This window comes from Mesorhizobium sp. M7A.F.Ca.US.011.01.1.1, from assembly GCF_003998295.1.
In the GTDB taxonomy this organism is placed as follows: domain Bacteria; phylum Pseudomonadota; class Alphaproteobacteria; order Rhizobiales; family Rhizobiaceae; genus Mesorhizobium.
The window spans coordinates 203885-216558 of record NZ_RZRT01000003.1 but is presented as its reverse complement, the minus strand read 5'-3'; the positions used below and the strand labels follow the sequence as shown (position 1 = coordinate 216558).

The window sequence follows — 12674 nt, the reverse complement described above, 5'->3', positions numbered from 1 at the left end:
GTTTACACCGCCACTTCCTGGGCAGCCCATTTGCGCAGGATCTGCGCGGTGCGCTCCTCGTTGAGATCGACCATCCTGGCAAGCCTGTCCTGCGGCGCCGGCCGGATCTTCTGGCGAAGATCGTCGAGCGGCGTGGGGCCTGGGCGTGTGCCTGGCAAGGTCCCGATCGCGGCACTGTCGGTGGCCGCCATTGCCTCCGGCGTCGGCAGCGAGCGCTGGACGTCGTCGAAGCTGGGACCTGCCAGGGCCGGAGTAGCCTTTGCCGTCAGCGCCGCGGCCATCGGCCTCAGGCCGAAGAAGGCGACCAGGAACACCACGACGATGAAGGCACCGGCATTGATCATCGTGCCGGCATGCTGGCCGATAGAATCGAGCATTCCCGCCTGCGGGATCGCCTCGCCATCCAGGCCGTCGATGAACTCGACCGCCGAGACGTCGATGATGTCGCCGCGCTTTTCGTCCAGGCCGGTGGCGGACGCGACCATCTTCTGGATCTCGGCGACGCGCTTGGCGATCTGCTCCGGCGTGGCATCCTTGCCGAGGATGGCCGTCAGCCGCTGCTGGTTGACAACCACGGCAATCGACATCTTGGTGACGGTGTAACCGTTGGAGACCGTGGCGATCTTCTTGGAATTGATCTCGTAGTTGGTGATCTCTTCCCTGCGGTCGTTCTGCGAGGAGGATTGCGGACCATCGGTGGCGGTTGCCTGGGTCTCGGGCAGGTTCTGCTCGACGCTGGCCGGAGTGGAAGCCTGCTTCTGGTTGTTGTTCTCGTTGGCCCGCACCGACTGCACCGAGCGTTCGACGCGGGAATTCGGATCGAAGATGGTCTCTTCCGTCTGGCGGGTGTCGGTGTTGACCTCGGCCTTGACGCTGGCGCGGAAATTGTCGGGGCCGAGATAGGCCGTCAGCGCACGGCGGATGTTGTCTCCGATCTGCGCCTCGACGGTCTGCTCGACGCCGAGCGTGCGGGCGGCGCTGGTGTTGGAAGGGTCGTCGCCCGCGGCCAGCAGATTGCCGCTGGAATCGAGAACCGTCACCTTGTCGGCCGACAGGCCGGGAACGGCGGCGGCGACGAGATGGCGGATGGACATGGCGCTTTTCTCGGCATCGATGCCGGCGTAGCGGATGACCACGGAGGCCGAGGGCTGCTGCTCGTCGCGGCGGAAATTGGCCCGTTCGGACATGACGATGTGGACCCGCGCAGCCTTGATGCCCGATATGGACTGGATGGTGCGGGCGATCTCGCCTTCCAGCGCGCGCACGCGGGTGATCTGCTGCATGAAGGAGGTGAGGCCGAGCGAGCCGACATTGTCGAACAATTCGTAGCCGGCATTGGCGCTGGTCGGCAGGCCCTTTTCGGCGAGCAGCATGCGGGCCTGAGCGGTGGTGCCGGCCGGCACCAGAACCGAGGTTCCATCGGCGCCGACATCGAAGCCGATACCGGCTTCGCCCAGCACCAGGCCGATCTGGTTCACGTCGGCGCGGTCGAGTCCCACATAGAGCGTGTCGTAGGCGGGGCGGTTGAGATAGACCGAGGCGATGCCGATGACGCCCATCACCAGAACGGCGATGCCCGCCAGCATGGCGAGGCGCTTCACGCCAAACCCGCGGAGATTCGAGATGATGCTCTGGATCTGTTCCGGCACGGTTCAACGACTCCCAGCATGATTGTCCGCTGGAACTCTAGTCTTCGAAGCTTGTGCGAAAATGAAATCGGGCCGCGCTTGCGGCGCGGCCCGATTATCTGATGGGAAGGTGGGCGCTGGTGGCGCCCGTGATCAGCTCTTGAACAGAGACAAGATCGACTGCGAGGCGGCGTTGGCGATCGACAATGCCTGGATGCCGAGCTGCTGCTGCACCTGCAGGGCCTGGAGACGGGTCGATTCCTTGTTCATGTCGGCATCGACGAGCTGGCCGACGCCGCGGTCGATGGAGTCCATCAAGCTCTGGGTAAAGGTCTTCTGCAGGTCGATGCTGCTCTTGGCCGAGCCGAGGATGGTGGCGGAGTCGGTCAGCTGAGCCATGACCTTGTCCATCCTGGTTACCATCTGCGTGATGATGTCGTCGGTTACCCCTGGGGCCGTGATGTCGAGGTTATAGGCGGAAATATTGTCGACCTTGGCGACCGCTCCCGCCGCCGTCTGGCCGGCGGTGTTCGCGGCGATATCCGTTCCTCCGCCCGCGATCACGCCCGCATAGGCGTTGTCGTACAGGGTCTGGGCGGCGCCCGTGGAATAGATGGAGGTTTTGCGATCGAGGGTTCCGGAATTCTTGACCTCGGCGGCGAGGCCGTAGTCGAAAAGCTTGGTGCCCTCGACATCGATGTTGATCGTTCCGATCGACACTGCGCCGGATGAGGAGCGATTGAATGAGGACACGATCTGCGAGTCGGGCTGGACGCCATCATTAGGGGCGGCAGTCTGCTTGGAGGTCACCGCCAGGAAATTCGAGCCGGAGAAGGTCGCCGCATCGGCGAAAGACTTCATCTGCGTCTGAAGCGCCTTGATCTCGGTCTGGGTTTTTGCCTTGGCGGCATCCGTCTGGCCGACCATGGACAGCACCTTGGTCTTGATCTGCCCGATCGTTGTCAGCACATTGTTCATGCCGGTGTAAGCGGCGTCGACCTTCGAGGCGCCGAGGCCGAGTGCATCCTGCACGGTCGACAGGGCCGCGTTGTCGGAGCGCATCGTAGTGGCGATCGACCAGTAGGCGGCGTTGTCCGAGGCCTGCGAGACCCGGTAACCGGTCGATATGCGGGCCTGCGTCTGTTCGAGCGACTTGTTGGTGGCGCTGAGGCTTTGAAGTGCGGTTAACGCCGAAGCGTTGGTCATGATGCTCGCCAAGAAAGTCGCTCCTTCTCAAAAGCCGACATGCTCAGACATGCCGGATGGGCCTGTTCAACGGGTGGCATCGTGCCGGTCGGACCGATTCGCCACTGTCGTAAGCTATTGGTTAACCATAACTAGCGCGGCATGGTTAACAGCCTGTTAAAAGCTGGCTTTTGAGAGTTAAGGATCGAGGGTTGCGTGGGGCTGGAGCAAAACGCAAATCGGGCCGCGCTTTTGGCGCGGCCCGATTTTTTAGTGCGAACTGTGGTTGAGCGAAGGCGATTAGCCGCGGAAGAGCGACAGGATCGACTGCGACGAACCGTTGGCGATCGACAGCGCCTGGATGCCGAGCTGCTGCTGGACCTGCAGGGCCTGCAGACGGGTCGATTCCTTGTTCATGTCCGCATCGACGAGCTGGCCGACACCGCGATCGATGGAGTCCATCAGATCCTGCGTGAAGGTCTTCTGCAGGTCGATACTGCTCTTGGCGGCGCCGAGCTTGGTGGCGGCGTTGGTCATATCCTTGAGCGCGGCGTCGACGACGTTCATCTGCTGGGCGATCTGGCTATCGCTGGCGGCCGTGCCACCCGAGAAGATGGTCAGCGTGGCGACCGAATAGGTGTCGGTGGCCGCTGCGACAGCGCCCAACGTCGGTGCCGAGGCCGTGGCAACCTCAGCACCGGTGGTGCCGAGGCGATTGGCGTCCAAAATGCCCTTGCTGGTCGCCGCGGCACCGGATTCATACAGCTTGATGCTTTCCACGTTGACGTCGATCGTCGAGATCGAAGCCGCGCCGGCGGAGTTGCGGTTGAACGCCGAAACGATCTTCACATCGGCCGCCGTCGTGGCTGTCGCGCCGCTGTTGACGGACAGCATGTTGGTGCCGGAGAAAGTCGCGCCGTCGGCGTAACCCTTCAGCTGCGCCTGAAGGGCGGCGATTTCGACCTGGGTCTTTTCCTTGGCGGCATCCGTCTGACCATAAGAAGAGGTCAGCTTCTGCTTGATCGAGTCGATGGTGGCGATCGCGGCGTTCATGCCGGTGTAGGCGGTGTCGACCTTCGAGGCGCCGAGGCCGAGCGAATCCTGCACGGTCGACAGAGCCTTGTTGTCGGAACGCATCGTGGTGGCGATCGACCAATAGGCGGCGTTGTCCGAAGCCTGCGAGACCTTGTAGCCGGTCGAAATGCGGGCCTGGGTGTCGGTGAGGGATTTGTTGGTTGCGTTGAGGCTCTGCAGAGCCGTCAATGCGGCGCTGTTCGTCATGATGCTGGACATGGTACTCGGACCTTGATTTTACAGGTATTTTTTACATACCGGCTCTACCGGTATGACGGTGCGGCATCATGCCCATGATCTCTCAAAATCGATCACCCGCCATCTGCGAGCGAATATGCGGGCAAGTCCCTACCAAAGGGCTAAACCGAACGGTTAATCGAAAATATATTGCTGGGATTTCGAGCCGGCGCGGCAGGGTCAGTTGAAGGAGCGCACCAGGCTGCCGACAAGCAGGTTCCAGCCGTCGATCAGGACGAAGAACAGGATCTTGAACGGCAGCGACACCACTGTCGGCGGCAGCATCATCATGCCCATCGCCATGGTGATCGTGGCGACGATCAGGTCGATGACCAGGAATGGCAGCACGATCAGGAAGCCGATCTCGAAACCGCGCCGGATCTCCGAGATCATGAAGGCCGGCACCAGGATGCGCAGGTCGACGGTGTCACGCGAAACGGTCTGGCCGCGCTCGCGGGCGAGGTCGGCGAAGAGGTCGAAATCCTTGTCACGCACATTGTGCAGCATGAAGGTGCGGAACGGGTCCGAAATCTTGTCGAAGGCTTCGGTCTGGGTGATCTGGTTGTCCATCAGCGGCTTCACGCCGGTGTTCCAGGCCTGATCGAAGGTCGGCGCCATGACATAGAAGGTCATGAACAGCGACAGCGAAATCAGGATGAGGTTTGCCGGTGTCGACTGCAGGCCGATGCCGGCGCGCAGGATCGAGAAGGCGATGACGAAACGGGTGAAGCTGGTCACCATGATCAGCAGGCCTGGCGCCACCGACAGAACGGTCAGCAGGCCGAACATCTGGATGATGTAGCCGACGGTGGTGCCGTCAGCCTTGCCGATGCCGCCGAGATCAAGCTGCTGGGCCGTCGCGATGGAGGTGGCGGCGGCGATCATGGCCGTGGCGAGAAGGAACTTTCTCATTCGAGCAGCAATGTCCTGATGAGTACCTGTTTGGCGTGACCCTGGCTGCGGATCGCGGCGCGTTCCTCGAGGTCGGCCTTCAGGTGCTGGTAGCCGCTGGCCCCCTCGATCTGATGCATCTTCAACGTGCGCACCAGGGCCAGAAGGTCCTGATGGATGTCATCCGACATTGCCTGTGGCTGCGGCGCGTCATAGACGATGGACACCTCCATCCTGATCCAGGTGCCGGCAGGCGAGGCGATGTTGGTGGTGATCGGCGCCAGCACGACAAGCATCGGCCCCAGGCCTGGCTGCTCGGCCGCGGCGGGCTGCATGATCTTGCCTTCGTTCTCAGGTGCGACCGGTACTGACGCCGGTGCGCCGACGCCTTTGAGATAACCGCCGGACATCCAGCCCATGCCAATGGCGGCCGCCGTCACAAGCAGCAGCAGGCCGGCCTGGATGGCAGGGGAGGGACCCTTGCGTGGCTGAACCTGTTCGATATTTGCCACGGCGCCCTGCTCCGATCCTAGAACGGAAGAACCTGGTCGAGAATCTGCTGGCCGTAGGCAGGCTGCTGGACCTCGGTGATGCGACCGCGTCCGCCGTAGGAGATGCGGGCCTCGGCGATGCGTTCGTAGGGGATGGTGTTTTCGGCGCCGATATCGGCCGGCCGCACGATGCCGGCGAGCGTCAGCACCCTGAGCTCGGCGTTGACGCGCACTTCCTGGGATCCGGTGATCATCAGATTGCCGTTGGGCAGCACATCGGTGACGATCGCCGCGACATTGAGCTCAAGCGTCTCCGAGCGCTTGATCTCGCCGTCGGCAGTCGTGTCCGTGGTGGAGCTGAGAGCCCCAGCGCCCTTGCCGGCGGTGCTCCACTTGTCCCACTGCGCGCTGAGGTCGTAACCGAGCTTGCGATTGGCGGTGCGGCTCCTGTCGTTCTGGTTCTTGAAGTTGGCCCGATCGTTGATCTTGATCTTGACCGTCAGGATGTCGCCCTGGGACAGCGCCCGCGGGTCGGTGAACAGCCGGCTCTGGCGGTCGTCCCACAACGAGAATTTCTTGACCGGCGCGGGCGGCGTTTGCGGATAGCGATAGAGGGAGCCAGTGCTGCCGCCATCGATGCCGGAGCCGACCGGGGACAGGGCCGGCTCCCTGCCGACCTCCTTGAGGTTGGTTCCGCAACCCGACAGCACGGTGACCGCGCACAGGACAAGCATTTTCCGGATCATGACGGATCTACCCTTCGGGCTGCGCTGGCCATAATGCCGGTGAGCGTCGCCGCCGCCTTCTGGTCCATTTCGTTGAGGATGACGCTCGCCTTGCGTGAATCGAGCTTCATCAATATGGCCGCAGCCAGATCGGCGTTGACGATGGCCAGCCGCTCGGCGGCGGCGTCGGGTTTCATGCCGGCGTAGATCTGGACGACGCCGTCCTCGGCCCGGGCCAGGAAAACCTCGCGCCGCTTCAGCCAGGTCTCGTATTCAGCTTTCTTTGCATCGAGAGCTTTCATGCGCTCGTCAATGCCGGCCTGGAGCTGCTTCAGTTCCTCCGCCTGCAGGACATAGCGGCGGTCGCGGGCGGCGTCGGCGATATTTGAGCAGAAGCGCTCGATCTCGCTTTGGTCCGGCGCCTTTTCCCGTGTCAATTGCCGCGGCGGCGCTGCCACCGGTGCTCCCGGCAGGACCTGGCGGACCGTCTCCTCGCCGCGTGCTGTGTCGCCGACAAAGGGCAGAGCCGCGACGATGGCGGTCGCGAGCAGGATCGCGGCTTTGCGGTGTCTGCCGTCATGGCGTGGGAAGGAGCGCGTCATCGGCATCGCCTATTGCAAAACCAGGTCGGCCTGCAGGGCCCCGGCCGACTTGATGCCCTGCAAAATGGCGATGATGCCGTCCGGCTTGACGCCGAGGCGGTTGAGGCCGGAAACGAGGGTCTGGAGATCGGGTCCGTCAAGCACGGCAACGCGGGCGTCGGGCCGGCTGGCGTCGATGGCGGTGAACGGTTCGATGGCGGTCTCGCCCTTGGAGAAGGGCTCGGGCTGGACGACGCGCGGCGCTTCGGTGATGCGCACGGTGAGCGTGCCGTGGCTGATGGCGACCCGTGAGATCTTGACGTCATTGCCGATGACGATGGTGCCGGTGCGCTCGTCGATGACGACACGAGCCGGCGTGTCGGATTCGACCACCAGGTTCTCGATCTCGGCATAAAAGCGCGCCGCCGATACACCTTTCGGCCTCTTGATCTGCACGGTGCGCGAATCGCGCTCCGCCGCCACCCGCATGCCGAAGCGCTGGCCGGTGTAGTCGTTGATGGCGTCCGCGATGCGGATAGCGGTCGAGAAATCGGGATTGCGCAGTTGCAGCGTCAGGATCGCCTGATCGTCGAACTCGGCCTGGACAGCACGCTCGACGATAGCGCCGTTCGGCACGCGGCCGGAGGTCGGCACGCCTTGCGTCAGTTGCTCGGCCTGTCCCTGGGCGGTAAAGCCGGACACGATGACCGAGCCCTGGCCGACGGCATAGATCTCGCCGTCCGCCGCCTTCAGCGGCGTCATGATCAGCGTGCCGCCGGAAAGCGAGGTCGCGTCGCCCATCGAGGAGACGTCGATGTCGATGCGGGCGCCCGACTGCACGTATGGCGGCATGTTGGCGGTGACGATGACGGCGGCGACATTCTTGGCGCGCGCGCTGCCGCCTTCGGTGGCGATGCCGAGATTTTCGAGCATCGCGCGGATCGACTGTTCGGTAAATGGCGAGTTGCGCAGGCTGTCGCCCGATCCGGCAAGGCCGATGACCAGGCCGTAGCCGACGAGCTGATTGTCGCGCGAACTCTGCAGCTGGGCGATGTCCTTGATGCGCGAGGCAACCTGGCCCGGCGGCAGCGAACTCGGCCCGGTCGAAACCCGGAACATGCGGCTGGTGGTGGCCGGATCATATTCGGGATCGTTGTAGACGCCGCCATTCTTGGCGGCGAGCTCGCGCTTGGCCTTCGGCGTCAAGCCGTCGGCCAGCGCCGGCTGCAGGCCAAGCACGGCTGCCAGTATCAGGGTAAGCCCGCGCATCATGAAGCGCTGACCTGGATGGTTCCATCCGCCATCACGGTGCCGGACAGGACTTTGCCGCTGTCGATGTTGCGAACCTTGACGAGGTCGCCCGCGGCTCCCGGCTGCAGCGTCACGGCGGTGGCCGAGATCGTCAGCCCGCCGGCGATGAAGAAGATCTGCACTGAAGCACCCTGTTCGACCAGCCAGGCCTCGCGGATGGCGGTGGAGGGAATGTAGCGGCCGGGCAGCAACGTGCGCTTGGCGACTTTGCCATCCAGTTCCTCGACCCGTGTGGCGACCGCCTCTGGCTTGTGCTTGCCGACGATAAGGGTGACCTGTTTCAGGGCAGCCAGGTTGATGGTCTCGCCGGGATAGATAACCCGGCTCGGAATAAGCACCACCTCGCCGACAGCTTGATTGCTGGCGATCCGGGTGGCCGACTCCTGGGCAAAAGCCGGCATGCCGCCGGTCACCAGCGCAAGGACGAGCGCGGTGTGGCGGAATGCGGACAGGAGGCCGGGCGTCGACATCATGCGTTACCTGATGTTCTTGGAGACCACGGAGGCCATGTCGTCGGCGGCCTGGATGACCTTGGAGTTCATCTCATAGGCGCGCTGCGCCGAGATCAGCTCGGTGATTTCCTTGACCGGGTCGACGTTGGAGGCTTCGAGATAGCCCTGCTGGATGGTGGCAAAGCCGGGATCGCCAGGCACCCCGACATTCGCCGGCCCCGAAGCTGTGGTTTCCTGGAACAGATTGTCGCCGAGCGGCGCCAGGCCGGCCTCGTTGGCGAAATTGGCGATCTGAAGCTGACCGAGGTTCTGCAGGTCGGTCTGGCCGTCGATGCGGGCGAAGACCTGGCCGGTCTTGTTGACGATGACCTCGACAGCATCCACGGGGACGTTGATTGCCGGAATGACGGCAGCGCCGTCAACCGTCACCAGCTGGCCGGTGGCGTTGGTGTTGAGAGCGCCGGCGCGGCTGTAGAGCGTACCGCCGTCGGCACCCTCGATCTGAAACCAGCCCCTGCCGGTCAGCGCCAGGTCGAAACTGTTGCCGGTGCTGGTCAGTTCGCCCTGGGTGTGCACGTTGCGCACGGCCGTCGTCTTGACGCCGAGGCCGATCGAGACGCCCTCCGGCACCAGCGAGGCGTTGGAGCGGTTGGGCACGCCTTGCGTGCGGTCGACCTGATAGAGCAGGTCGGAGAATTCGGCACGGGCGCGCTTGTAGCCGGTGGTGTTGATGTTGGCGATGTTGTTGGCGATGACTTCCAGATTTGTCTGCTGGGCATTCATGCCGGTGGCGGCGATGGCGAGTGCTTTCATGGCGGAATTCCTCAGATGCCCATTCGACTGACTTCGAGATAGGCGGAAACCACCTTGTCGCGGATGGCGACGGCGGTCTGAAGCGCCTGCTGCGCGCTCATCACGGCGTCGACCACCTGACGGGTGTCGGCGTCGCCCTTGAGCGCCTGCAACGATACCTGCTCGGCATTCTGCAGCGTGTCGACGGTCTTGGAGGCTGCCTGGCTCAGCGCCTCGGCGAAGGAGGTGCCGACATTGCCGCCGGCCGAGGGTGCCGCGCCGCCCTGGAGCAGGCTTGTGGCCGCGTCGTCGCCGCCGATCGACGGCTTGAACTGAAGGGCTCCGATACCGCTGATCATTACTGGTTCCTCATCAGGTCGATGGTCATGGAAATCAGGTCGCGGGCCTGCTTGACCACCTGAAGGTTGGCCTCGTAGGAGCGATTGGCCTCGGTCATGTCGGCCATTTCGATCAGCACGTTGACGTTGGGCATCTTGACGTAGCCCTTCTCGTCGGCGGCCTCGTTGCCGGGCTGGAACTCGACTGGAAAGTCACTGGGATCTCGATCGATCGAGTTCACTGCAACAGTTGAACTGCCGGAGGCCCGGTCAAGCTCGGAGGCGAAGCTGATGGTCTTGCGGCGATAAGGATCGGAGCCGGGCGCGGTGCCGGTCGACTGGGCGTTGGCGAGGTTTTCGGAAACCACGCGCAGGCGCTCCGACTGGGCGCCGAGGCCGGATGCTGCGACTTTGAGGGCTGCGGTCAGTGCGTCCATGGTCAGCTCTTCACCGCCATCATCATCATCGTATGAAACGCCTTGACGATCGCCGTGTTGAGTTCGAAGGAGCGGCGCACCTCGCCGGCTTTCAGCAACTGGTCTTCCAGAACGACCGAGTTCTTGGACGGCATGACGACGCCGTCATCCTCCTGCGGCTTGATGGTGAAGCCGGCATTGGTCGCTGCATTGCCGAGATGGCCGGCCTGGGTGGTCTGCAGCGATACGGCGGCGCGGTCGAGCACCTTTTCGAATGGCTCGACGTCGTTTGCCGTATAACCCGGCGTGTTGGCATTGGCGATGTTGCCGGCGACTGCCGACTGGCGCACGGCCAGCCATTGCGCTTGCTTGGCGGCGAGGTCGAAAAGGGAAACGGGCTCCATGGGAATCTCCGAGCAGGTACCCAGAGACTAGGCCGCCAGTCTTGCGCGGGCCTTGCGGATGACCGGAAGCCGGAGATCGTTTATCTGGAGAGTTCGATTACCCGGTCGGCACTGGTGACCATGACCCATTTGCCATTGCGCTGCTCGATGGAGGACACCTGGCTGGAGTCAGGCAGTATCGAGCCGCGCTGGACGATCCAGAGGCCAGCGTCGTCCTGGATCATGGCACGGCCGTTGGCGACATGAACCATGCGGAATTTCGCCGTGTCGGCCGGAAACGGTTGCTCGTCGGGTGCAGCTGCGGGATTGGCATCATCCCGCACCGTCCCGGTGGCAAGAAGATCGAGATTGGCCGCGGGAATATCCTTTGCCGTCAGCGGCGCGCTGCGTTCGGCGACCACGCCGCCGCCCGCTCGCCCGGAATTGGAGCCGGTGCCGCCGAACTTCATCGCCTGGACGCCAAACTGGTCCTGGTTGAAGAAGATGTACCAGGGAAACAGGGCGCAGATCAGGCCGAGCGTGATGCCGAGCGCGGCTATGACGAAATCGCTGCGTCGGTCGGATTTTTTCTTCAGCCTGGGAAACTGCGCCTTTGGCGGCTGCGGCCATTCGTGCCCGGAAGACTGCTGCCATTTCCGCGGCGAAAACAGGTCGTTGATGGCCGAGTCGCGGCTGGCCTCGGTCTCCTGGGCGGCCTTGGCTTCGGCGATCATGTCGCGCAGGACGCGCTCGGTGTACTGGCGTTCAGTCTCCGGCATCGGCATTCAGCTTGCTTTTGAGGTGGCGGGCGAGGTCGGAGAACGGATCGGCTGACGGGCGGTCCTTCGGCGCTTGCGCCAGCGCCTCGTAGATCAGCGGCACCTGGCGCACGGCGATGTCGAGTTCGGCATCGACGCCCCCCTGATAGTTCCCAAGCAACCGGATATCGCGCGTGTCCTCGAAGCGCGAGATCATCGACTTCAGCCTTGTCACCAGCGCGCGCTGTTCGACGCTCCAGGCCTTTCCGGCCAACCGCGATATGGACGACAGCGGGTTGACGGGGGGATAGCGACCCTGTTCGGCGATCGTGCGATCGAGCACGACATGGCCGTCGAGGATGCCGCGCACGGAATCGGCGACCGGGTCGTTGTGGTCGTCGCCGTCGACCAGCACGGAAATGATGGCGGTGATCGATCCCTTGCCTTCCGTACCCGGCCCGGCGCGTTCGAGCAGCTTCGGCAGTTCGGTGAACACCGAGGCCGGGTAGCCGCGCGCGACCGGCGGCTCGCCGGTCCCCGTCGCCACCTCACGCAGGGCGTGGGCGAAGCGGGTGATCGAATCCAGCACCAGCAAAACGCGATGCCCCTGGTCGCGAAAATGCTCGGCGACGCGCATGGCGGTGTCCGGCGCACGCCGGCGCATCATGGCGCTTTCGTCGCTGGTGGCGACGACGGCGACGGTCTTGGCCATGCTGTCGCCGATCGTGTCCTCGAGGAATTCACGGACTTCGCGGCCGCGTTCGCCGATGAGCGCCACCACGACGGTATCGAATGCGTCGGCGCCGGCGAGCATGGCGAGCAGCGTCGACTTGCCGACGCCGGAGCCGGCAAAGATGCCGAGGCGCTGGCCGAAGCAGAGCGGCGTGAAGATGTCGATGACCTTGACGCCGGTCATGAAGGCAGTGCCGACGCGTTGCCGCGCCATGGCTCCCGGCGTCGTCTGGGCGCTGCGCGTCGTGTCGTCTCCCCGGGCGAGCGGCGGGCCGCCATCGATGACCCTGGTGAGCGCGTCGATGGTGCGGCCGCGCCACGAGGCATGCGGCGCCACCACGAGCGGACCGCGGCGGAACACGGCATCCCCGATGCCGGAATCGGCGCTGCGTTCGAAGGGCGCCACGACGGCCTCGTCGCGGCCTATCTTGACGATCTCGCCGCGGCGCGCACCGGCATGGCCGCGCTGCTCGACGATGTCGCCCAGCCTGGCGAAGCCGGAAAGGCCGTGCACCTTGTAGTGCGTGGGCGTGACTTCGATGACGCGGCCGCCGCGCTTGAGCAGGGCCTCGGCGTCGGCGAAACGCCGCCAGACCCTTTCCAGCGCGGCAAGCCGGTCTTCCGGCGCCGGCTGGAGTTGTCTTTCGGGTGCGCGCAGGGATGGCTGGTCGAGCGACATG

General features: G+C 64.1%; 15 protein-coding genes. All 15 read right to left on the bottom strand.

The window, feature by feature from the left end; all coding sequences use genetic code 11:
* Positions 1 to 2 precede the first annotated feature (2 nt).
* The 15 genes from fliF to fliI all read right to left on the bottom strand — a co-directional run bounded on the left by fliF (position 3) and on the right by fliI (position 12673).
* On the bottom strand, positions 3 to 1649 hold the full coding sequence (gene fliF, locus EOA13_RS05760; RefSeq protein ID WP_127290418.1) for a flagellar basal-body MS-ring/collar protein FliF: 1647 nt from the start codon (positions 1647 to 1649) through the stop codon (positions 3 to 5).
* Between the two features lie 132 nt (positions 1650 to 1781).
* Complete coding sequence (locus EOA13_RS05755) at positions 1782 to 2846, bottom strand: flagellin (RefSeq protein WP_127290416.1); 1065 nt, start codon at positions 2844 to 2846, stop codon at positions 1782 to 1784.
* 267 nt (positions 2847 to 3113) lie between these two features.
* Complete coding sequence (locus EOA13_RS05750) at positions 3114 to 4106, bottom strand: flagellin (RefSeq protein ID WP_127290414.1); 993 nt, start codon at positions 4104 to 4106, stop codon at positions 3114 to 3116.
* A 198-nt stretch (positions 4107 to 4304) separates the two neighbouring features.
* The gene (gene fliP / locus EOA13_RS05745; protein ID WP_127290412.1) at positions 4305 to 5036 is read right to left on the bottom strand and encodes a flagellar type III secretion system pore protein FliP; all 732 of its coding nucleotides are present in this window, start codon (positions 5034 to 5036) and stop codon (positions 4305 to 4307) included.
* Positions 5033 to 5527, bottom strand: coding sequence for a flagellar basal body-associated FliL family protein (locus EOA13_RS05740; protein ID WP_127290410.1), 495 nt, complete (start codon positions 5525 to 5527; stop codon positions 5033 to 5035). Before EOA13_RS05740 ends, fliP begins: the two co-directional genes overlap by 4 nt.
* A 17-nt stretch (positions 5528 to 5544) precedes the next feature.
* Positions 5545 to 6252 carry a flagellar basal body L-ring protein FlgH gene (gene flgH, locus EOA13_RS05735; protein WP_127290408.1) on the bottom strand — a complete coding sequence of 236 codons (708 nt, stop codon included), beginning with the start codon at positions 6250 to 6252 and terminating at the stop codon, positions 5545 to 5547.
* The gene (locus tag EOA13_RS05730; RefSeq protein WP_164779993.1) at positions 6249 to 6839 is read right to left on the bottom strand and encodes a MotE family protein; all 591 of its coding nucleotides are present in this window, start codon (positions 6837 to 6839) and stop codon (positions 6249 to 6251) included. Before EOA13_RS05730 ends, flgH begins: the two co-directional genes overlap by 4 nt.
* Before the next feature lie 3 nt (positions 6840 to 6842).
* Positions 6843 to 8084, bottom strand: coding sequence for a flagellar basal body P-ring protein FlgI (locus EOA13_RS05725; protein WP_127290404.1), 1242 nt, complete (start codon positions 8082 to 8084; stop codon positions 6843 to 6845).
* Entirely contained in the window at positions 8081 to 8596 is a 516-nt protein-coding gene (gene flgA / locus EOA13_RS05720; protein WP_127290402.1) for a flagellar basal body P-ring formation chaperone FlgA, read from the bottom strand. Before flgA ends, EOA13_RS05725 begins: the two co-directional genes overlap by 4 nt.
* Positions 8597 to 8599: 3 nt before the next feature.
* Positions 8600 to 9388, bottom strand: coding sequence for a flagellar basal-body rod protein FlgG (gene flgG, locus EOA13_RS05715; protein WP_013529795.1), 789 nt, complete (start codon positions 9386 to 9388; stop codon positions 8600 to 8602).
* Positions 9389 to 9399: 11 nt separating this feature from the next.
* Positions 9400 to 9726, bottom strand: coding sequence for a flagellar hook-basal body complex protein FliE (locus tag EOA13_RS05710; protein WP_127290400.1), 327 nt, complete (start codon positions 9724 to 9726; stop codon positions 9400 to 9402).
* Positions 9726 to 10142, bottom strand: coding sequence for a flagellar basal body rod protein FlgC (gene flgC, locus EOA13_RS05705; protein ID WP_127290398.1), 417 nt, complete (start codon positions 10140 to 10142; stop codon positions 9726 to 9728). The genes EOA13_RS05710 and flgC overlap by 1 nt, the downstream gene beginning before the upstream one ends.
* A 2-nt stretch (positions 10143 to 10144) precedes the next feature.
* Complete coding sequence (gene flgB, locus EOA13_RS05700) at positions 10145 to 10525, bottom strand: flagellar basal body rod protein FlgB (RefSeq protein ID WP_127290396.1); 381 nt, start codon at positions 10523 to 10525, stop codon at positions 10145 to 10147.
* Between the two features lie 80 nt (positions 10526 to 10605).
* Complete coding sequence (locus EOA13_RS05695; protein WP_164779992.1) at positions 10606 to 11289, bottom strand: hypothetical protein; 684 nt, start codon at positions 11287 to 11289, stop codon at positions 10606 to 10608.
* Positions 11270 to 12673 (bottom strand): flagellar protein export ATPase FliI, encoded by a 1404-nt coding sequence (fliI, locus tag EOA13_RS05690; protein WP_127290392.1) that lies wholly within the window; start codon positions 12671 to 12673, stop codon positions 11270 to 11272. Before fliI ends, EOA13_RS05695 begins: the two co-directional genes overlap by 20 nt.
* Position 12674 lies beyond the last annotated feature (1 nt).

Coding starts and splice junctions, on each gene's coding strand:
- EOA13_RS05750 (WP_127290414.1), bottom strand. CDS start 4,106: ATGTCCAGCATCATGACGAACAGCGCCGCATTGACGGCTCTGCAGAGC.
- fliP (WP_127290412.1), bottom strand. CDS start 5,036: ATGAGAAAGTTCCTTCTCGCCACGGCCATGATCGCCGCCGCCACCTCC.
- flgH (WP_127290408.1), bottom strand. CDS start 6,252: ATGATCCGGAAAATGCTTGTCCTGTGCGCGGTCACCGTGCTGTCGGGT.
- EOA13_RS05730 (WP_164779993.1), bottom strand. CDS start 6,839: ATGCCGATGACGCGCTCCTTCCCACGCCATGACGGCAGACACCGCAAA.
- EOA13_RS05725 (WP_127290404.1), bottom strand. CDS start 8,084: ATGATGCGCGGGCTTACCCTGATACTGGCAGCCGTGCTTGGCCTGCAG.
- flgA (WP_127290402.1), bottom strand. CDS start 8,596: ATGATGTCGACGCCCGGCCTCCTGTCCGCATTCCGCCACACCGCGCTC.
- flgG (WP_013529795.1), bottom strand. CDS start 9,388: ATGAAAGCACTCGCCATCGCCGCCACCGGCATGAATGCCCAGCAGACA.
- EOA13_RS05710 (WP_127290400.1), bottom strand. CDS start 9,726: ATGATCAGCGGTATCGGAGCCCTTCAGTTCAAGCCGTCGATCGGCGGC.
- flgC (WP_127290398.1), bottom strand. CDS start 10,142: ATGGACGCACTGACCGCAGCCCTCAAAGTCGCAGCATCCGGCCTCGGC.
- flgB (WP_127290396.1), bottom strand. CDS start 10,525: ATGGAGCCCGTTTCCCTTTTCGACCTCGCCGCCAAGCAAGCGCAATGG.
- EOA13_RS05695 (WP_164779992.1), bottom strand. CDS start 11,289: ATGCCGATGCCGGAGACTGAACGCCAGTACACCGAGCGCGTCCTGCGC.
- fliI (WP_127290392.1), bottom strand. CDS start 12,673: ATGTCGCTCGACCAGCCATCCCTGCGCGCACCCGAAAGACAACTCCAG.